Raw genomic sequence first — 19,696 nt, forward strand, 5'->3', positions numbered from 1 at the left:
CTGGATTATCCACCCAGAAGCACCGTTCACCCTCGTTTCTCCAACAACGCCACATTTTCCACATGGTAAGTCTGGGGAAACATATCAACCGGCTGGACGATCTGGAGTTGGTATTGGTCACTCAACCGCTTCAGGTCAGGGCCCTGCGTATGGGGATTGCAGCTCACGTAAACAATGCGCTGGGGCTGAATCTGGAGAATTTGCTCAACCACATCGGGGTGCATGCCGGCGCGGGGCGGATCGGTGATCAGAACATCGGGTTCACCCTGCTGCGCCACAAAGTCTGGCGTTAGAACCTCCTTCATATCCCCAGCAAAAAAGCGCGTATTGTAAATTTGATTCAGCCGAGCATTTTCCCTGGCATCCTCGATCGCCTCTGCCACAAACTCAATCCCAATCACCTGACGAGCCTGGCGGGCAACAAAATTGGCGATCGTTCCAGTTCCGGTGTACAGATCGTAGACGGTTTCCTGTCCGGTCAGTCCTGCCAGATCAGCCACCTGTTGATAGAGGTGAAAGGCTTGCTCTGTATTCGTTTGAAAAAAAGACTTGGCCCCAATCCGAAACTTTAAGTCTCCCAGTTGCTCCGTAATGTAGTCTGACCCATGCCAGCGATGCATTTCCAGATCAAACAGGGTGTCATTAAGTTTGGGATTAATTGTATAGAGCAGGGCCGTGATCTGGGGAAATTCAGTGATCAAATGCTGGAGGACGGACTCAATGGTAGGGCGATCGTCCCAGGCAAACACCACAACCACCATGACCTCCCCAGTGGAGGCAGTGCGAATCATCAAAGTGCGTAACAGTCCTGTGTGGGCGATGGGATCATAAAATTCCAGGTCATGCTCCAGGGCGAAGGCGCGTAAGGATTGACGGATCGCATTAGACGGTTCTGGCTGGAGATAGCATTCTTTCAGATCCAAAACGCGATCGAACCGCCCCCGGACGTGAAACCCCAGAGCATTACGGTGCGTCACACTTTCCCCCGCCTCCACCTCCGCCTGACTGAGCCAGCGACGATTCGAGAAGGTATACTCCAGCTTGTTGCGGTAATACTGGGTTGAGGGAGAGGGCAAAATATCCCGAAACTCGAAGGGTTCAGCCCAATGCAGTTCCTCCAGCGCAGTCCAGACGGCTTTCTGTTTATATTTCAACTGTTCCCCATAGGGCAAATTTTGCCACTTACAACCACCACAATCCCCGAAGTGCTGGCAGAAGGGAGGAATTCGCTGCTCCGAGTACTGATGAAAGCGCAAAACGATCGCTTCAAAGTATCCTTTTTTACGCCGTTTCAGTTGCAGATCCACAATATCGCCAGGAACCCCCTGATCCAGGTAGGCCACCACACCGTCAATCAACGCGATCGGCTTACCCTTAATGCCTATGCTGGATACAGCAACCTGTTCCACGATCGGTAATTTTTTTCTTCGCCTGCCCAATCCCTTACCCCGTTATTCACCATGACTCATCTGTAGCTCGATCGCCTGTCACCCGATCGCAGCCCGATCCACGCCTTGTAATTTTCTCTTCATTATTTCACTATAGCGATCATGTAAAACTGTTGGAGGATGCCTCAAACCATGAAGAGGTATAAATTCATATCAAGAAATGAGTTACATCATTTAGTCTGCCGTGGTGAATAGGAGACATTAGGGACAGCACCCCGGATACTCTCCACTTCCCACCTCTCACTTTCCTCAAGACGTGACCTATGCAAACTCAAGGGCTTGAATTTCGGTTAGAAGATGATCGGGCGGGCTTAAGCTTCGATGCCCTCAAACAATCTCTGGTCAGTCACCTGTTTTATCTGCGCGGCAAATTTCCTCAGAATGCGGAACTGCATGATTACTATATTGCACTAGTGCATACTGTGCGCGATCGATTACTTCAGCGTTGGGCCGCTTCCCCCGCTGCCCATTCGACGAAGCACGTTGCTTACTTCTCCTCCAAGTTCCTGACGGCTCCGCAGTTGGCAGCCAGCTTAATCAACCTGGGCATTACCGAACCAATGCAGCAAGTTGCAGAATCCTTGGGGTTTGATCTCCCCTTACTGTTGCAGCAGCATGAACTGATGATCGGCAGTCAGGAACTCGGCCAGCTTGCCACTTGCCATCTGGATTCTTTGGCAACGCTGGGTATTCCCTCGATCGCCTATGGCATTCGCTATGAATTCGATCGCTACCGGGAATATTGTCCGAGTGAACCCGTGGGCATTGTCAATCAATGGCTGCGGCATGATGGTAGCCCCTGGGAGATTTCCCATCCAGAGTGGAGTGCTTCAGTAAAATTTAGCGGCTCTACAGAGTCTTACCTGGATGAACAGGGACAATTTCGCGTTCGTTGGCATCCGGCGACGATCGTTCACGGTATTCCCTACGATGCCCCGATTTCAGGCTATCGATCGTCCACAGTTAATACGCTACGCCTCTGGTCTGCCTCGCGGATTGAAACCGTTGCTGCCGAACCACCCTGCATTCGTCAGGCGCAAAACACCAGCTACCCCATCGTCACCCTGGAACACTTGATCACGGTGTTGTCCCTGGAGGTTCCATCGCTATCAAACCGCCTGACGCAAACCCCTTCTTCCGATCAACTGCTGTCCCATCCCTCCTATCCTCAGCGTCCTCCCCTGGAAGCTCAATGTCTTTATCTTCAGCAGCAGTATTTCTTCATCTCTTGCTCACTTCAGGATGCCATTCGGATGCATCTGGAACAGTATGGCTCGGTTCGCAGTTTACCCGATCGCCTGGCCCTGCAGCTGAATGAAGTCCATCATGCCATTGCAATTCCTGAACTCATGCGTCTGTTGATGGATGATCATGGATTGGACTGGGATACCGCCTGGGGGATCACCCAAAATACCTTCACCCATACCCATCAAGCTGTCCTCTCCGAAGAACTGGAACGGTTCCCGGTGAAGCTGTTTGCCTCCCTTTTACCGCGCCATTTAGACATTATTTACGAAATTAATCAACGGTTTTTGTCCGATGTGCGATCGCGCCATCCCAATGATGATGGCCGGGTGCAGCGTATGTCGTTGATCGATGAGTCCGATGAACGGTTTATTCGCCTATCTCACCTGGCTTACGTCGGCAGCCGCATGGTGAGCAGCATCGCCGGACTGCATACAAAACTGTTGAAGCAGGAAAGCCTGCGAGATTTCTTTTCTTTTTTCCCAGAGCGATTTAAAGGTCGTTCTAACCGCGTAATTCCCGATCGGTTTATGGCAATTCATAATCCGGAGTTAGCCCAGTTGATCACCAGTAAAATTGGCGATCGGTGGTTAAGTCATTTAGATGAACTCAAGGCTCTGGAGTTGTTGGCCCAGGAACCCCAGTTTTGTGGACAATGGCAGTCGCTCAAGCGTTCCTTAAAACAATCCTTTGCCCGTAAAATTTTTGAGCAGCAAAATATTCAAATTAATCCAGATTCCCTGTTTGATGTCCACACCCGGCGCATTAGTGAACGACATCGACAGCACCTGAGCTTGCTGTACATTATCACTCTTTATAATCGGCTCAAAGCAAACCCAGATCTGGATCTTCAGCCACGAACCGTAATTTTTAGCGACTCGAGCCCCTCCGCCTGCTACATGACGCAACTGATTGTCAAACTGACCCGTGCGGTGGCCGGGGGGTGAATCGGGACCCTGACGTACGCGATCGACTGAAGGTGATTTTTCTGGAACAGAACCCTGGGTTGACTCCATCCCTTTATGCCGTTGCTGACTTGATTGAACAGCTTACGGTTGCCAGCCAGGACACCTCCGGCGTGGAGAGCATGAAGTTTGCCCTGTCGGGGGCACTCACCATTGGCACGCTGAGTCCAGTTAATCTGGAGATCTGTCATCAGGTGGGAGAGGCCAATTTCTTCCTGTTTGGACTGGCGATGGAAGAGGTCAACGCTCTGAAGTCCAGCGGCTTCAATCCCTGGAATTTCTATCACAACAATCGGGAACTGCAAGGGGCGATCGATCGGATTGCATCGGGTCATTTTGCAGAGGGCGATTCCAGTATATTCAAACCTTTGATTGATGAAGCCTTTGGGCGTGGGGATGAATACTTGTTATTGGCAGATTATCCCTTCTACGTAGACTGTCAGGATCGGGTAGGGGAAGCTTACCGGGATACTGACTGGTGGACGCAGATGGCCATTCTGAATGCTGCACGGATCGGCTATTTTTCTTCCGATCGCGTGATTCAGAACTACAGCCGCGAAGTTTGGCAAATTTCAGCGCAATAGTTTCAGCCTAATTTTTTCAGTCTGACCTCGTGCAGCGTTTTTGCTGATTTTCTCGATTTTCTCGCCAGTTTTTTCGATCGCTGTAATCAGCACTACTTCACTCGGCTCCATTTATGGGGATGCTAGTAGGGCAGGTGCGATCGGGCAACACTAACTGAAGGGTAGTCTTGCGCAGGCGTGACACAGGAGTTTTACAGGCACTTTAAGGTATGGTTCTCAAAGACTCAATCGATGCAACACCCGTTAACGCGAGAGCAAACGATCGATTTGATTTGTTTGATTTCAAGTACTATCCTGGCCCAAATCCCTACCTGGAGCGTGGGGCACTGGTCTTCAACTTTGCCCAGACGGATTACGATGACCCGCCGCCCCTGTCCGACTTCATTGAGATCATTGCTGAACGCTACCCCCACATTCAGCAGGACACAACCTATGATTCCTACGCTCATCTGCTCGCTCGGACGGCAGTGGAGGTGGGGAAGCTAGACATGGAACTGCACATGGAGCGGTGGAGCGTGACGGGGGAACCTTCTCAGCCCATCAAGATTGCGGTGGAGGCGATCCATGAAGCAACCAGTCACGGGGTGGTCTATGCCGTCTGGGATTGGTTTGAGTCTATCTGCCGGGGGCAATCCTTTCAAGTCGAAGAGCAAATTAAGCTGCTGCAAACTCGATTCCGGCGATCGGTCTATGGTGGGCCAACGGTTTATGCCCTATTGCAATCAGCCAACAAGAAGGGAATTCCGACGGTCTATTTGCCCGATGAAGGCCTGATGCAGTATGGCTACGGGCGAAAGCAGGTGCGAGGGATTGCAACCACGTTCGATCGAGATAGCCACCTGGATTCGGATTTCACCACCCGGAAGGATGACTGTAAAGCATTTCTGCACGCTCTGGGTTTCCCAGTTCCCATTGGCGATATCGTCATTACCCTGGATGAAGCCTTTCGGGTGGCCGATCGAATTGGCTATCCGGTGGCCGTGAAGCCAGTGGTGGGCCACAAGGGCATTGGCGTGACGGCCGAGGTGAATGATGATAAAGACCTGGAATTTGCCTTCGATCGCGCCGTCATGGCCCACGGGGAAGATCAACGGATCCGGGTCATCATCGAACGACATATTTCAGGTCACGATTTTCGCTTACTCTGCGTTGACGGTAAGTTTGTTGCTGCAACGGAACGACGGGCAGCTTCGGTGGTGGGAGATGGCGAGTCCACGATTGCTGAACTGATCGAGCAGGAAAACGCCAAGCCTGAACGGTTAGATACCCCTACTTCCGCCCTGGGAAAAATCATTGAAGATGAAGCGATGGATCGCTATCTGGACGAGCAGGGACTCTCTCTAGACAGCATTCCTGCCCCCAATGAGGTGATCTATCTGCGTAAAGTCGCTAATCTTTCCTCTGGTGGCGTGAGTATTGATGCCACTCTGAAAGTCCATCCTGACAATATTATTCTGGCTCAGGACATCGCCCAACACTTCAGTCTGGTGTGCCTGGGAATTGATATTCTCGCAGCCGATATCTCCCGTTCCTGGAGGGAGGGGAATTTTGGCATCGTCGAAATTAATTCAGCTCCAGGGGTCTACATGCACCTGCGTCCAGCGGTGGGAGAACGGGTGGAAGTGGCCGATCGCATCCTGGAAACCTTCTTCAGCAGTGGCTCGGATGCCCGCATCCCCATCATCAGCTTCAATTACATTACCATCGAAGAAATTCAGGAGTTGATCGATCAGATCACCATGAAGCATCCCACCTGGGTGATTGGGGCAGCCTGTCGAGATGGGGTGTTTATCAACCGCTCCCAGAAGCACATGGCTGGCAGCTATAACAACAAAATTCAGAGCCTGCTGCGAAATCCCAAGCTAGATTTGCTGATTGCTGAATACTCCCACGACATTTTGCAAGATTCCGGCTGTTTTTATGACCTCAGCGATATTGTTGTCCTGGATAACCCCACGGCAACGGAAATGTCCCTGGCCCACAATATTCGGGATTATGAAACGATCGTGATTAAACAAGATGATGTCGTCTCCATTCGCAGCCATGGCTTAATCGATCGCTATACGCTGGGCGAACACGAACCCTTCAAGCGAGTCTACTGGAAGCAGATTGCTGCAATCTTGTAGGGCAATCGGCTGTAGGACAATCGGGTAGGGCAATCGGGTAGGGCAATTGAGAGAACCATCCCTCGCAGTCCAAATGCCAGTACTCCCAAGGCTTCAGAAATACGAGAGGAATAACCTGGAATTCTTGGGGGGTGGGCATCTTGCCCGCCCAGTCCGTTACTCAACCCTCTCCCCCCTCTATGGCGATCGGTGAAGCAATGGGGATTTCTTCCACCCTGGGCAGCTTCTCCAGGGCCAGATCGGATTGATTATTACCACCTGCCAACTGTCGCAGGAGTTTAGGACGGGGATCATGGAGGAGATAGATAATGCGATCGCCCGGTTGCCATTCTTCAGTACTGGGAACCACCATCAGGCGATCGTCCCGTTCAATCAGAATCGGCACTAATTCTCCGGCCGAATCAAAGCCCTGAGATGGGCCTGCTGAAACAGTAATCCAGATTCTTTTAATGTCGTTTCTCCCAGTTTGACAGCCCGATCGTCCAGGTAGCGGTTCCAGGTTTTAAGGGACATCTGAGGCGCAAAGGCTTGTTGGATCTTGGTGGTACTGGAAACGGTTGCCTGCGAGTCTTCGGAAAATACAGCAAGAACTCTGGCGGGCTGAAATTCCTCGACTGCCCGTTGAGATAAAACCAGATTCACCTCGCCATTGTTTGTCATGGCAATAAACGTTCCAGTTGAGCCTAATCCTGCCTCTTCCAGAACCTGGACATCTAAAGCACTGCTCGTCAGCACCTTGAAGTCCTGATCGGCTGCCAGGGAGCAGGCCTCCGCATCCGTATCAATAATCACAACCGATTCTCCTCGATCGCGGAAAAGCCGAGCGATCAAAACGCTGAGGGGATTGCAGCCCACAATCACAGCTCCCGTCGCCTGATTCAGGGTAATTCCCAGTAAGCGAGCTACCCACCGGGCCGAAAGTCCCTGGAGAAAAACCGTTGAAATAATTGTTAAAAACACCAGTGCCTTAATGGAGTCTCCCCCATTGATGCCCCGCTCCGTCAGCAGGATGGCAAACAGGGAAGCGACCGATGCGGAGACAATTCCCCTGGGAGCCACCCAGCAGATAAACAGCTTTTGTCGCCAGTTTAAATTACTGTTCCAGGTACAAACCCAAACGTTGATCGGCCGCACAATGAACATCAGCACCGCTACCGTCAGAATGGCTCCCTGCCCCAATGCCACAATACTGGCGATCGACAGATCCGCTGACAGCATCACAAACAGCACCGACACGGCCAAAATCGTCAACTGTCCCTTAAACCGTCGCAGCAATCGGACTTCCGGCAGGGAGAATGTACCCAACACAATTCCAGCCGTGACCGTCGCCATCAGCCCCGACTCACTGCGAATCAACTGGGCAAAGCTATACAGCCCCCACACCCCCGCCAGAACGACCAAGTTTTTCAAATCATCTGACAGCACCTTGGCCCGTTGCATACTAAATCCCAACAGCCAGCCCCCCGCCGCTCCGATCGCCCCTCCCACTCCTAACCGCAGGAAGAGTCCACTCACCACAGACAGGGGAGCCGCCCCCCCATTGAGAATAATGTTCAGCACCACCACCGCCAGGATGGCACCCACCGGATCAATTAAAACGCCTTCCCCTTCCAGCAGGGTGGCCACTTGTCGTTCGACCTTGACCTGCTTCAAAAGGGGGCCAATCACCGTCGGCCCCGTCACGACCACCAGAGCAGCGTAGAGGAAAGCGATCGTCCAGGGAAATTCGCTCAACCAGTGAGCTGCCATCCCACCGCCCATCAAGGTAATCAACGAGCCAAAAGTAACTAAGTTCCGTAAACTGCCAGAAACCTTGCCCAGCTCGCGCAATTCCAGGTTGAGTCCCCCTTCAAACAAAATCAGCGCAACCGACAGGGAAACAATCACCTCTAACCCTGCCCCCAGGATGTTAGGGTGGAGCAATCCAATACCATCATCCCCCAGCAGAATGCCAAATAAGAGCAGAAAAACAATGCTGGGAACCCTGGCATAATCTGCTACAACCTGGGCACTGATGCCTGCAATCACGGCAATCACCATTTGCAGGGTAAGCTCAAGCGGTGCATCCATAAGCTTTATGGCAGGCTAACCTACTACCTCTCAACAAAAACAATCCATTGATTTAAACAGATGGCCAGTCTGGCAAGCCATCGATCGGTGGTTGAGTTCATCATAGAGAAATAGCAGGTGACGAAACATCAGGGTGAAGACGGGGTTGAACTTCGCAGGGAGTACTCGTTTAAATTCTGCTGTAATCCTGTAGGAACTTCAACAAGTTAACCCGCACAGCATAGCATTTTAGGTGACGAATGGGAGAAAACAAGGGATTTTTGGGGATGAGGAGGGATGGCGCGATGGGGGCATGAGCTGATTGGAATCAGGCATTGCGGGGGAAGTGTTGCGCAGGATCTTGCTGGGGTCAGGGCCGATCGCAAGACAAAAACAACCCGTTTCAGGGTTAACTTTACAGGATTAACTCTAAGTGAAGACCGCTTCGAGCCACGCCCTCGGGTTTGCCAGCCCCTATTCCTTTAAAAGCAAATAGTAGAGTTCTCCCGGCGTGTTGATTAACCCTGCTCGATCGCCCGCCAATTCTCCGGTTCCCATGAAAATATCAACCCGTCCCGCGCCCCGAATTGCGCCGCCTGTATCCTGATCCAGCACATAGCGGTTGACGAGACGAGGGGTCAGCGTGCCATCGGTGTCGGGGTAGGGAATCTGGGTTTGGATCAGAGCCAGAGCCCCAGGGGGCATCAGGGATTTATCCGTGGCGATCGATCGCTCTGGGGTGACGGGAACGCTGAGGCTACCCGTGGCCGGAGTTCCCCTGGTTTCCCGGAAAAAGACAAACCGATCGTTGCGGGGTAAGTAGAGGTTGAGATCGGCAGGATTGGATCGAAAATGATCAATCACTATCGGTAAGGTCAGTTCGTCTTCCCGAAACTTGCCATCGTTAACCAGCTCCCGCCCAATGCTGACATAGGGATAATCCGTCCGCCCAGCATAGCCGATCGACATCATGCTGCCATCGGTTAACTGTAGCCGTGCCGATCCCTGAACCTGAACCAGATAGGCTTCCAATCGATCGCGTAACCAGACCAGTTCCAGCCCGCGCAACTGTCCCTGCGATCCCCGCAAGCCATCCTCCCCTTCAAGCTGTCGGCGGCTGGGATGGGGAGAAGACCATCGCTCCAGATCGGGAGGCACCCGGTAGAGGGGATAACGATACTCGGCGGTGCGAGTGCGGCTGGCGGCATATACAGGCTCAAAATATCCAGTAAAGCTGACCGTGCCCTCCCCGTCCGACCCAACCGACTGATACAGGTCAAACGTTTGTAAAACGGCTGCCTGGAGTTCTGCTGCCGAATGACAGGACAACACAAGCTGCCGAAATCGCTCCAGCGATCGTCGGACTCGACTGCGAGTAAACCCTGGTACGGCATACGCTTGATACGCCTCAGCCGCCTCAGCCGTCCGCAAATAGGCTAACGAGTGATCAATAGCTGTCACTAATGCGGCCTGATCGCCCCTCCCCTGTTCAGAATCCCAGATCTGCTCATCCAACCCCAACAGCGTTGGCAGAAAATCCGTGATCTCAGACGCTTCAACCCGTCGGAGCGGTTCGGTACTTCGGTTCGCCCAACCCGGAGCAACCGGCGAAGCCAGCAGCAAACTGAAGGTTAGGGTGGCGCAAAAAATAGCAACAGTGGCGATCGGTTTCATGAGTCCTCAAAAATCTCGTTCCACACTGCCATAGAAAACAGGTTCTACTCGTAAGGCAATGACCCGTGAAGGACGCACAACCATGTATTCGCCTTGAATATTTTTAATTGGAACGCTAATAAAATCATCGGAGCTAGCCTTGGGCATTAGCTCACTGCTATACCATTTTTGGAAATCCTGGATGGTGGGGAAACGGACTTCCTCACGGTGGCCGCCTTCCATCATAATGTACACCGAAAATTCGCTGGGAGTTCTAGGCATGATAGGAGATGCTTCTAAACACCAAAAACTTTAAGATTGACAACTTAAACCTGAGATCACCAACTCGAAACTGCAAACCTGAGATTGCTTCAGAGTAGCCCCGTAAAGAGGGTACAACGTAAAGATTCCCAAAAGTAAATATTCCCAAAACTGCAATAAAAGCCATCGCTTCACTCAATTCTCCTCAATCCTGCGATCGGGCAGGCAAGATGCCTGCGCTACGAGGGGCTGCGATCGGGTAGGCAAGATGCCTGTGCTACGGGGGCTGCAATCGGGCAGGCAAGATGCCTGCGCTACGGAACTCTGACTCCTGACTCCTGACTTCCCAGCCTCTCCCCCACCTCCAGCCGCATCCCATTCACAAAATCCCAACCCGTCTGCGATCGCTTGCCTGCAACCTGAACTTCTCGCAGCAACAATCCACCCGCTCCAGTTTGAACGACAGCTCCGTAGTTTTTGAGGAGAGCGACGATTGTTCCAGGGGTAGCATTAGAGGGGCGATCGCTGGTTTCCCAGGTCTGCTCAACCGGTTGGAACGCTTCTGGGAGAGAAAGATCAGGCACGCCCAGCGGTAAGGTCGCAGTGATTTTCAGGGAGGAATCGCGGCAGGGAGTCCAGCAGTTGGGATAGAAGCCACGGATCTGGTTGTGCAAATCGATCGCAGACCGTGACCAGTCCAGGACGTAATCAGATTTTTGAATCAGGGGAGCATAGGTCGCTTGCTCATTGTCCTGGGGGATCGGTTGAATCGTCTGCTGATCCAGTCCCTCCAGGGTATCGACCAGCAGATCGGCGGCCTGAGTGGATAGGGTTTTCGCCAGATCCAGGGCATTGTCCAGCAGAGCGATCGGAGTTGTCGCTTTGAGTAGCATGGGGCCCGTATCCATCCCTTCATCCATCAGCATGGTGGTGATTCCCGTTTCGGATTCCCCCTGATAGAGGCACCACTGGATGGGAGCCGCCCCCCGATACTGCGGCAGGAGAGAACCGTGGGCATTAATGCAGCCGAGCCGAGGCATGGCCAGAATTTCTGGAGACAGAATTTGTCCATAGGCCACGACCACAAAGGCATCCGCCTGAGCCGATCGCAGTTTTTCCAGGGTTTCTGCATCTTTCTTAACCCGCCGGGGTTGCCAGACGGGAATTTGGTGGGGGGTCGCCAGGGCTTTCACCGGGGAAGGGGACAGGGTGTTCCCCCGACCGCGTCGTTTATCGGGCTGAGTGACGACTGCCACCACATTAAAGGCTTCATGGGACAGTAATCGCTCCAGGCTGGGCACAGCAAACTGAGGAGTACCAAAGAAAATCAGGTTCATGCAGGTTCATGCATTGAAAAACAAACAGAATCCAGTGCAAATCGGAGCTAAGTGGGGTCGATAAAGATCTCAACTCGACGATTGCGCTGACGGTTGATGTCACTCGTATTTTCAGCAACGGGGCGAGTACTACCCAAACCAACCACCAGCCAGCGTGCATTCTCTCCTAACTGACCCGAAAAGTACTGGGCCACCGCATTGGCTTGCTCAAAGGAACGGGCCCGATCGGCGGCTGAGGGGCCCTGGCGATCGGTATGTCCTACCACGCGGACGGTTGCGCCGGGGAATCGTTGCAGGTCTGCAATCAGGGTATCCAGAATGGCAGGAGCGGTGCTGGAAAGCTCAGTGGGTTGATTGGCATCAAACAGGGCATCACTGGGCAGCGTGACCACCAGGATCTCACCACTGCTGGATAGGGTGGTTGCGGTGGGCGCGAGCCAGCTTTGATTTTCGGCTGGAGCCGGGGAGGGACTGGGTGCCGGAGGAGGAACTGCATCTGGATCCAGTTGACGCTCGATCGTCTGAAGTCTCTCTTCCAGAGGATTTCCTGAATTCGTTGCCCCCACCCGCGACTCCAGAATTCCGGCTCGGCTATTTAACTGTTGCAGTTCAGTTTGAATGGCGGTCAATTCAGTCTCCACTTGCTGGCGATCGGTTTCTGATAACTCTACAGTCGGAGTCGGAGACGCTTCGGGCGGAGCAGGCAGGGTGGGTGAGTCAGCGGGATCAGCACCAGCGGGATCAGTCCCAGCGGGATCAGTCCCAGTGGCACCAGTCCCAGCAACAGTCGATCCAGGAGTTTGGGGAGACGCTGGAGTTTGCCAGGACTGAGGTAAACGGTTGATCCCCCGCCACAGGGTCTGTGATCCCTGGAGTAGTTTTTCAGCAAAGGGAGGAGACTGGATATTCCCAGGACGAAGATTGGCGATCGCAATGCCCAGAAGTACCGCCAGGATACCCGAAACGCCCAGCAGCAGCAGCCGAAAAATGAACACTAAAATTCCTCGCCCTGCCCCATAGGCTGGAGGCGGTGAGACGGGTCGCCGCTTGGGTGGGTTTGAGACGGGAGGGGTGGGAGTTGAGGATTCAGTCATGCACTTACCTCATGCAAATTCCTGATGATGCTACCTCAACTTACTGCAAAACCCTGCATTTTTGATGAATAGATTATGAGATCGAAAAACCGTCGATGAGTAAGGGCACACAGCAGTGCGGACTTACAGCAGATTTCCTCCAGGAGTGAGATACCGTTTTATTGCAGATCCCCTGCATCCCAACGTTAAGTCGTTTGAAGTCATTTGAAAATTTTCATGATGTCAGCTTGCAGTCTTCCACAAGCTTGTTATACATAGAGGTATCAAAGCTGAAAGTCTAGTTTGGACCTCGCTTCTCACACACAACCGTCGTCCTTAGGCTTCTTGACACAATGTATCAATCTCAATGGAGTTCCGGGCGATCGCTGTGGCGGTCGATCCCATTTTTCGCCTTTGCTATTTCGCTGTTGTTCCTTAAGTTGCTGACGCTCGAATTCGCATCTCCCCGATCTGCCCTGGCGCAATCTTTTCCAGGCGATCGGCCGACCGCTGAATCTGGGCTAGAATCTGTTCCTCCAGGGGAATCTCTTCCTGAATCCCTTCCTGAGTCTACTGTTGACCCTCCTCCGCAGCCCCCTATGTCGTCTCCCACTGTGCATGATCCGTTAAACAGCCCCTATCCGGTTCCCTGGAACTGGGTGCTGGCAATGATGGCAGAACATAGCTCTGTCTCTCATCCGAAATTTCGTTACTACCGCAGTCAGTCGTTGATTTCCCCAGATGGACAGTACGCTGCCTACAGCCGAATTCAAATGCAGCTATCAGCCGACTTTACCCAAAGCCGAGTGGCCAGCGTTTTGTTCCTGGAAGATTTGCAAACCGGAGAATTACAAACTATTACTGCATCATCCCCCTTTGCCGATAATCCCTTCCTATCGGGTGAACCTAATCCAACGGGAACGATCGCCATCCTGATCCCCGTTGCCTGGTCGGAAACCAGCGATCGAGTACTGGCCCGCGAGTTTGAGTCGATTTTTGGGAGTGATATTGCATCTGATTTTGCAGTGGTCTGGGATCGGCGCACCAACCGAACCCACACGATCGCACCGACGGTTGTTCAGTACAGCAATGCCGTTCTGTTAGGCTGGAGCCAGAGTAATCCCCAGCAGGTTCTATTCCGAGCAGGCATGATGGGGCAAGAAGACTGGTCGATGTATGCAGTGGATGTGCAGGGTCAAACGGCCTATGCCAGTCATGATCAACCCATTACCTTTGGGCGCGTTGTGAATAGCGTCTGGGCAGGCCCTCAGGCCCACATGCAGCCCTAATCCGGGTCACAGAGGTAGGGATGCTTGATTTTTTGCATCGCCCAGGCATCCTGTACTGCCTGAACCTACTTCACCCCATTCCTGAGGCTGGCTTGCACAAGTATTGAATCTGCCGATCGTTAGCCTGGACAGAACCCGCGCCCAGAAATCTAATGCTGCAAACACGGCTTTGTCTTACGCTGCGATTTTTTCCTACAAATCAGCATAACGATAGATGAAAAGCAAAAAAGTGTCGTAATAAACAAAATTTTCAATTTTTAGTTTCAATTTTTACGATCGCTGGTTGATCACTCAATGAATGCTGGAGCGACTGGATCGAGAAGGAAATAACCAGGAAATCGCCAAGTTATGTGAACGGCAGATGACATGATGGTTAACCGACAAGCCAACTCCATTGCAGCCACAATAGAGAGAACGAAAAATCAAGGATTAAAAGCGATTGGGTAGCCAGTTTAATCAGGGTGAAGTGAGGGTTTGGCGGATAATCGTGACTTGAAGCTGAAGCGGGATAGTAGGCGGATTGGGATCGCCAGGGGTAGGGCTAATGGGGGCAGGGTTAATCGGGTTAAACTCCCACGATCGCACAACGCATTCCACCAACTCGTTATAGGCAGGATTATCGATCGGGTCTAAAAGAGTAACCTGTTCAACGGCACCCGTAGGAGCGAGGTTAGCTTGGGCAATTAGGGTAGTTTCCAGCGATCGCAAAATTTCTGGGTTAATCAAACTAATGCAAGGCGAGGTGGCCGGATCGGAAATATTGCGGCTCAGAATTTCACCCAAACCAGAAGTCTCGGTTGCGTCCCCAACCAGAGGCATGATCATCAACAATGCAATAAACGTAACAGTCGGGGCATCAGGATTGATATCGGTTTGAGACAGGGTAGACGGATCGATCGTATCGGGCGGAATTTCCATTCGTTCAGACAAATCAGGTGGAGGGCGATCGATGGGAATGGTGAGAAACTCATCAGGCTGTGAAGTTTCAGGTAAATTCTCAGGCAAATTCTCAGGCAAGTTCTCAGGCAAATTCTGAAAATCCTGCTCTGGTTGTCCTACGGACTGCTCAATGGGCGACTCAGGTAGCAGAGGTTCAGCATCAGGAATGATGGGAGCTGGCTCAACTGATGGAACTTCAGGACTGTAACCAATGTCTGTTTGCGCCGTTGGTGCAGGAAGAGATGGAGGGATCGCATCAAGCTGACTCAGATCTCCCACGATCTTCTGAGGAGGCGATTCGGGTGGCTGGGACTCCTGGGCAGATGGCTCTGGTGCGGGTGATGTGCTTTCGGGTACTGGGCGATCGATCGGTGGTAATTCTACCCATTCCACTGGCACTGAATCCACTTCAGCCGATGGAGTCAGCAATCGATCGAAAAACGGAAAAGCTGCAATGACCAACCCAGCATGAACCGCCACCGAACCCGCCAATAATCCCAGCCAAAGCCAGGGATGATCATCCCTTCGCCGCAAATTAAATGATTCAGAAGCTTGATTGTCCTGCACGCGCTACTCCATCCCTCTCATCTACTTTCAATCGTCGAGTGGACAAGATGCCCATCCTAACAAGAGGCAAGATGCCCATCCTACAAGAGGCAGGCAAGATACCTGCGCTACAAATTCTAATTCCCCACTCCCTACTCCCTACTCCCCGTTCCCCACTCCCCACCCCTTCCAGCCCAATCATAACGATCGCCCCTCCCCGATGGAGCAAAATGACTTGCATCATGGAACTAGATTGTGCAAGATTCAGATACGCCTGTACCATAGGAAATCATGGCCATCATTTCCTCTAAACAACCGCAAGATTCTGATCCGAATCAGGATAGATTGACTGCAAAGGCTCCTCAACGAGTCCGTCGATCGCGTGCTGCATCTGAAGAAGACTTACTGAAATCCACTGCCCAACCGGAGGAGAGCGGGCGGCAGGAAGAAAGTCTGCGTCCCCAGCGATTGGCAGATTACATTGGGCAAAAAGCTCTGAAAGAAGTGCTGGACATTGCGATCAAAGCAGCGAAATCTCGTAATGAAAACCTGGATCATTTGCTGCTGTATGGGCCACCCGGTTTAGGGAAAACCACGATGGCGCTGGTGTTGGCGGTGGAAATGGGGGTGAATTGCAAAATTACGACGGCTCCAGCCCTGGAACGACCCAGAGATATTTTGGGGCTACTGGTGAATCTTCAGCCTGGAGATGTGTTGTTCATTGACGAAATTCATCGACTACCCAGGGTGACGGAGGAGATTTTGTATCCTGCAATGGAAGATTTCCGGCTGGATATCACAACTGGTAAAGGTCAAAGTGCTCGCACCTGCAGCATTCCGCTTCGTCCCTTTACCTTGGTGGGCGCAACAACTCGGGTCGGGGCCCTCACTTCACCCCTGCGCGATCGATTTGGGATTGTGCAACGGTTGCGGTTTTATGAGCTGGATGAACTCACGCCCATCATTCTCCGTACGGCTGATATTCTCTCTACTCCCATCACCCCCGATGGAGCCACAGAAATTGCCCGTCGGTCAGGGGAACTCCTCGAATTGCGAATCGGCTCTTACGGCGGGTGCGGGATTATGTGGCCGTTAAGGCGAATGGAGCAACTATTACAGAAACGATCGCCGCTGAAGCTCTGGAACTATTCAACGTCGATCCTTGCGGGTTGGACTGAGCCGATCGCCGCTTACTGACGGTAATGATTGAAAACTTTGGGGGCAGACCCGTTGGGCTAGATACGATCGCCGCTGCCACCGGAGAAGATGCCCAGACGATTGAAGAAGTTTATGAGCCGTACTTGCTGCAAATCGGCTATCTTCAGCGCACGCCCAGAGGTCGAGTGCCCACCCCTGCGGCATGGAAGCACTTAGGATATGAACCACCGGAGAGCCAGTTGTCAATTTTGAATTAGGGGTCGGCTTTGAGCCAGAGAATCAGCAGTCAAAACAGCAGAACCAGTCGCAGGTTATTGGATTCGCGCTCCTAAACAAACCAGCTTCGTCGGGTTCGGGGGAGCAGCAGTTCATTGACCGTTTCCGCAGAGGCAAGTTTGAGCTGCATAATCACAGCATTCAATCGCCAGATGGAGGCAGGTGTCCTGGGCAAGGCAGGAACCCTGAGCGCGGATTTTGCGTCCGAGGAGGAGCGATCGGTGGGATAGTGGGTTGTCCGATTCATAGTCATTGCGTTCATGGTGGTGTTTGGGGGTCTACTAGACTTAATCCTCTCCCTCCTCTGTCCCTCAGGATAAAACGCAAGATCCAGACTGCACTCCTCCAAGCAGGGGAAAGCAGGATCACCCAAGGAGGTGATCTCATCCAGTGTCATCAGTACCGAGAGCAGCTAGAATCGGCTCACCCGAATCCGCTAACCGCTGTGGGTGAAATCGATCGCGGTCAATCACGGCTCTGCTGATCATGCTTTTGTAGCATTCAGAATACAGATCAATCACGCTTGCATCTTAAACCCAGCAAATTATCCCGATTTCATGATCCACCGCCGAAAACCTGAGAAGGGAAATTGTTTGCAGAGCCATTTTGCAAAAGCATTCTGTAGAGCCATTCATTGAATCAACCCATCGATCGAGGACCCATCTGAATGAAACAACTCATGCGGTCAGTAATCGGCATCGGACTCCTGACAGGGCTGTGTTCAATTAGCTGCACCTCCCTGCCTCTGCAACCGTCTAACCATTTGATCTCCAGCATTGAGCCATCCACTCCAGATCCAGAGTCGATCGCCCTACCAGCCTGCCCCCATGCGGACTGGGAACTGATTCAAGGATTTGAAACGCCCCAATATTTCCTCGCCCTCTGTCAGCAGGGAGAGTCCCTTTATCTGGTCGGTCATGAAAAACAGCGATCGGCCCTCATCGTCGTTGCTCCTGCCCATTGGGAAAACGATCGGATTCTGGCGGAAGATGGCAACAAATACTCCTACGAAATCCGTCACGGCACCCTAACCGTCAAACACAACGGCAAGATTATCGTCCAGGAAGGCATTAGCTAGTCAACCTCGGCAGCAATACCCCTACCTTTCCTAGGGCAGGCTTCCAGGCTGCGCGGGCAAGATGCCTACCCCACAAAAATTCCAGATCATTCAGTTCGCATTCCTCAGGATCCTAGAAGAAACTCGTTAATAATGCTCCAATCCTGGGAGTAGGTTGTTTGTTTGCGCTTGGCGATGATGTAATCGGCCAGATAAACAGCATCTCTAGCCACTCCTGAAAATCGGCCAGATCCCCAGGTATAAAGCCAGGGTAATCCCAGGAAGTACAAACCTTCTACCGTGGTTACGCCGCGATCGTGTCCTGGATAACCCTTACCATCAAAAACGGGAATTTCAATCCAGCTAAAGTCCGTCTCATATCCCGTAGACCAAATCACTGTACCAATCTCCGCCTGATCGTAATCCAACTGCAAACTCTCTGCTTCCGGTTCCCATACAGGGACGTAGGGAGAATCCGTTGGGGCTGAAATCTGGTTTTTAGCAATAAACTCGTCGATCGTCTTCTTAATGCTTTCCGCCACTGCATCGGCTTGATCGAGATTTTGCTTCAGGTTTGGCTCAAATTCCAGCCTGTTGTCGTTAATCTGCTTCAACCTGCCGTGAAGCTGCATTCCCTCCAGGGCAAACTGCCGCAGGTTAATTTCCCGCCCGCCATCCCGTCCGGTGACGTAATGATTCGCCTTTGCCCGCACCTTTTCCTTTTGCGGATGCTCATCGATCGGCAGATCGTAATACCCCATCTGATCCAGCCAAGCCACCACATCCTTCCCCCGGTAGCGACGCGGTGATCGAGGGGCACTGCCAACACAGAGATGAACTTTCTTCCCTGCCAGGTGCAGATCTTCGGCAATCTGACAGCCTGACTGTCCGGTGCCCACCACTAAAACGGCTTTGTCGGGCAAGGCATCGGGGGATTTGTACTCAGAGGAATGAAGTTGGACGATCGTGTCCGGCAATCGTTCGGCAATTCTGGGAATTTTGGGGTGATGGTAACCGCCCGTGGCGATGACCACTTGATCAGCAGTAAAGTCGCCGCTAGAGGTCGTGATTTCAAATCCGGTTTGAGCAGCATTTCTGCGAACGGACAATACTGCAACGCCCTCCTTCACGGGAGGACTAAACGATGCGGCATAGTCTTCAATGTACTGGACAATTTCGTCCTTCTTCATAAATCCATGCATCGCCTCACCCTGGTAGGGATGTCCAGGAAGCTGACATTGCCAGTTCGGAGTCACCAAACAAAAGGAATCCCAGCGTTTCGATCGCCAGGAGTAGCCAATCTGATGTTTCTCAAACACGATGTGATCCAAGCCTCTTTCCGTTAAGCAATAGCTCATGGACAGTCCGGCTTGTCCTCCCCCGACAATCACAACGGAATAATGATTCATCATTGGCTTATCTTCTAATTGGGTAGATGGTGATTCGACTAGTCGGTTCGACTGTTTAGAAAGATTAAAGGTTCATTCCAACGCTATTTTGTCTTGCTTGATACGAAAACGGCAAGTCTAGCCATAGAGACAGGGAAGGCCATTCTTACCGTTTCCAGAACGACGCGGGAAATCAGGCAAGCCTCACCATACCTGTCCAAATTGACAGTTCACCCACCCCCTCCAGGTATCCGTCCATCACGTTCTTTCTAGAGCCAAGTTTTATAGAGCCAAGTATAGAA

13 protein-coding genes and 2 pseudogenes are annotated in these 19,696 nt (G+C 52.2%); 6 read left to right on the forward strand and 9 right to left on the reverse strand.

Annotation, left to right across the window (positions count from 1 at the left end; translation table 11 throughout):
- Positions 1 to 26: 26 nt before the first annotated feature.
- The gene (gene rlmD / locus ACM1PF_RS09130; RefSeq protein WP_416674158.1) at positions 27 to 1,439 is read right to left on the reverse strand and encodes a 23S rRNA (uracil(1939)-C(5))-methyltransferase RlmD; all 1,413 of its coding nucleotides are present in this window, start codon (positions 1,437 to 1,439) and stop codon (positions 27 to 29) included.
- Between the two features lie 272 nt (positions 1,440 to 1,711).
- Between rlmD and ACM1PF_RS09135 the strand changes: the two genes are divergently transcribed.
- The 3 genes from ACM1PF_RS09135 to ACM1PF_RS09145 all read left to right on the forward strand — a co-directional run bounded on the left by ACM1PF_RS09135 (position 1,712) and on the right by ACM1PF_RS09145 (position 6,368).
- On the forward strand, positions 1,712 to 3,640 hold the full coding sequence (locus tag ACM1PF_RS09135; RefSeq protein ID WP_416674160.1) for a glycogen/starch/alpha-glucan phosphorylase: 1,929 nt from the start codon (positions 1,712 to 1,714) through the stop codon (positions 3,638 to 3,640).
- On the forward strand, positions 3,637 to 4,242 hold the full coding sequence (locus tag ACM1PF_RS09140) for a glycogen/starch/alpha-glucan phosphorylase (RefSeq protein WP_416674162.1): 606 nt from the start codon (positions 3,637 to 3,639) through the stop codon (positions 4,240 to 4,242). The genes ACM1PF_RS09135 and ACM1PF_RS09140 overlap by 4 nt, the downstream gene beginning before the upstream one ends.
- A gap of 209 nt (positions 4,243 to 4,451) precedes the next feature.
- Entirely contained in the window at positions 4,452 to 6,368 is a 1,917-nt protein-coding gene (locus ACM1PF_RS09145; RefSeq protein ID WP_416674163.1) for an ATP-binding protein, read from the forward strand.
- Positions 6,369 to 6,528: 160 nt separating this feature from the next.
- Here ACM1PF_RS09145 and ACM1PF_RS09150 read toward each other — a convergent pair.
- The 5 genes and pseudogenes from ACM1PF_RS09150 to ACM1PF_RS09170 form a co-directional block, all read right to left on the reverse strand.
- Positions 6,529 to 8,438: pseudogene (locus tag ACM1PF_RS09150) on the reverse strand (cation:proton antiporter).
- 453 nt (positions 8,439 to 8,891) lie between these two features.
- Positions 8,892 to 10,091, reverse strand: a complete 1,200-nt coding sequence (locus ACM1PF_RS09155; RefSeq protein ID WP_416674165.1) for a murein transglycosylase A — start codon at positions 10,089 to 10,091, stop codon at positions 8,892 to 8,894.
- 6 nt (positions 10,092 to 10,097) lie between these two features.
- On the reverse strand, positions 10,098 to 10,352 hold the full coding sequence (locus ACM1PF_RS09160) for a hypothetical protein (RefSeq protein WP_416674166.1): 255 nt from the start codon (positions 10,350 to 10,352) through the stop codon (positions 10,098 to 10,100).
- A 293-nt stretch (positions 10,353 to 10,645) separates the two neighbouring features.
- Positions 10,646 to 11,668 carry a methionyl-tRNA formyltransferase gene (gene fmt, locus ACM1PF_RS09165; RefSeq protein ID WP_416674168.1) on the reverse strand — a complete coding sequence of 341 codons (1,023 nt, stop codon included), beginning with the start codon at positions 11,666 to 11,668 and terminating at the stop codon, positions 10,646 to 10,648.
- A 47-nt stretch (positions 11,669 to 11,715) separates the two neighbouring features.
- Positions 11,716 to 12,762 carry an OmpA family protein gene (locus tag ACM1PF_RS09170; protein ID WP_416674169.1) on the reverse strand — a complete coding sequence of 349 codons (1,047 nt, stop codon included), beginning with the start codon at positions 12,760 to 12,762 and terminating at the stop codon, positions 11,716 to 11,718.
- 332 nt (positions 12,763 to 13,094) lie between these two features.
- Between ACM1PF_RS09170 and ACM1PF_RS09175 the strand changes: the two genes are divergently transcribed.
- Positions 13,095 to 14,030 (forward strand): hypothetical protein, encoded by a 936-nt coding sequence (locus ACM1PF_RS09175; protein WP_416674171.1) that lies wholly within the window; start codon positions 13,095 to 13,097, stop codon positions 14,028 to 14,030.
- 456 nt (positions 14,031 to 14,486) lie between these two features.
- Here ACM1PF_RS09175 and ACM1PF_RS09180 read toward each other — a convergent pair whose 3' ends face one another.
- Complete coding sequence (locus tag ACM1PF_RS09180; RefSeq protein WP_416674173.1) at positions 14,487 to 15,536, reverse strand: hypothetical protein; 1,050 nt, start codon at positions 15,534 to 15,536, stop codon at positions 14,487 to 14,489.
- A 270-nt stretch (positions 15,537 to 15,806) separates the two neighbouring features.
- Here ACM1PF_RS09180 and ruvB point away from each other — a divergent pair.
- A pseudogene (gene ruvB / locus ACM1PF_RS09185) lies at positions 15,807 to 16,930 on the forward strand (Holliday junction branch migration DNA helicase RuvB).
- 71 nt (positions 16,931 to 17,001) lie between these two features.
- On the opposite strand, the gene ACM1PF_RS09190 reads toward ruvB, so the two are convergent.
- A complete protein-coding gene (locus ACM1PF_RS09190) occupies positions 17,002 to 17,211 on the reverse strand; it encodes a hypothetical protein (protein WP_416674175.1) in 210 nt (69 codons plus the stop codon).
- A 417-nt stretch (positions 17,212 to 17,628) separates the two neighbouring features.
- On the opposite strand from ACM1PF_RS09190, the gene ACM1PF_RS09195 reads away from it, so the two are divergent.
- On the forward strand, positions 17,629 to 18,027 hold the full coding sequence (locus ACM1PF_RS09195) for a hypothetical protein (RefSeq protein ID WP_416674177.1): 399 nt from the start codon (positions 17,629 to 17,631) through the stop codon (positions 18,025 to 18,027).
- A gap of 104 nt (positions 18,028 to 18,131) precedes the next feature.
- Here ACM1PF_RS09195 and ACM1PF_RS09200 read toward each other — a convergent pair whose 3' ends face one another.
- Positions 18,132 to 19,418, reverse strand: a complete 1,287-nt coding sequence (locus tag ACM1PF_RS09200; RefSeq protein ID WP_416674179.1) for an MSMEG_0569 family flavin-dependent oxidoreductase — start codon at positions 19,416 to 19,418, stop codon at positions 18,132 to 18,134.
- Positions 19,419 to 19,696: the final 278 nt, after the last annotated feature.

Source organism: Egbenema bharatensis FJBBOT/2019, assembly GCF_048077055.1.
Lineage (GTDB): Bacteria > Cyanobacteriota > Cyanobacteriia > Elainellales > Elainellaceae > Egbenema > Egbenema bharatensis.

What these genes read in the sequence shown, in the direction of transcription:
- ACM1PF_RS09135 (WP_416674160.1), top strand. Translation starts at nt 1,712, where the DNA reads ATGCAAACTCAAGGGCTTGAATTTCGGTTAGAAGATGATCGGGCGGGC.
- ACM1PF_RS09145 (WP_416674163.1), top strand. Translation starts at nt 4,452, where the DNA reads ATGGTTCTCAAAGACTCAATCGATGCAACACCCGTTAACGCGAGAGCA.
- ACM1PF_RS09155 (WP_416674165.1), bottom strand. Translation starts at nt 10,091, where the DNA reads ATGAAACCGATCGCCACTGTTGCTATTTTTTGCGCCACCCTAACCTTC.
- ACM1PF_RS09160 (WP_416674166.1), bottom strand. Translation starts at nt 10,352, where the DNA reads ATGCCTAGAACTCCCAGCGAATTTTCGGTGTACATTATGATGGAAGGC.
- fmt (WP_416674168.1), bottom strand. Translation starts at nt 11,668, where the DNA reads ATGAACCTGATTTTCTTTGGTACTCCTCAGTTTGCTGTGCCCAGCCTG.
- ACM1PF_RS09170 (WP_416674169.1), bottom strand. Translation starts at nt 12,762, where the DNA reads ATGACTGAATCCTCAACTCCCACCCCTCCCGTCTCAAACCCACCCAAG.
- ACM1PF_RS09175 (WP_416674171.1), top strand. Translation starts at nt 13,095, where the DNA reads ATGTATCAATCTCAATGGAGTTCCGGGCGATCGCTGTGGCGGTCGATC.
- ACM1PF_RS09190 (WP_416674175.1), bottom strand. Translation starts at nt 17,211, where the DNA reads ATGAACGCAATGACTATGAATCGGACAACCCACTATCCCACCGATCGC.
- ACM1PF_RS09195 (WP_416674177.1), top strand. Translation starts at nt 17,629, where the DNA reads ATGCGGTCAGTAATCGGCATCGGACTCCTGACAGGGCTGTGTTCAATT.
- ACM1PF_RS09200 (WP_416674179.1), bottom strand. Translation starts at nt 19,418, where the DNA reads ATGATGAATCATTATTCCGTTGTGATTGTCGGGGGAGGACAAGCCGGA.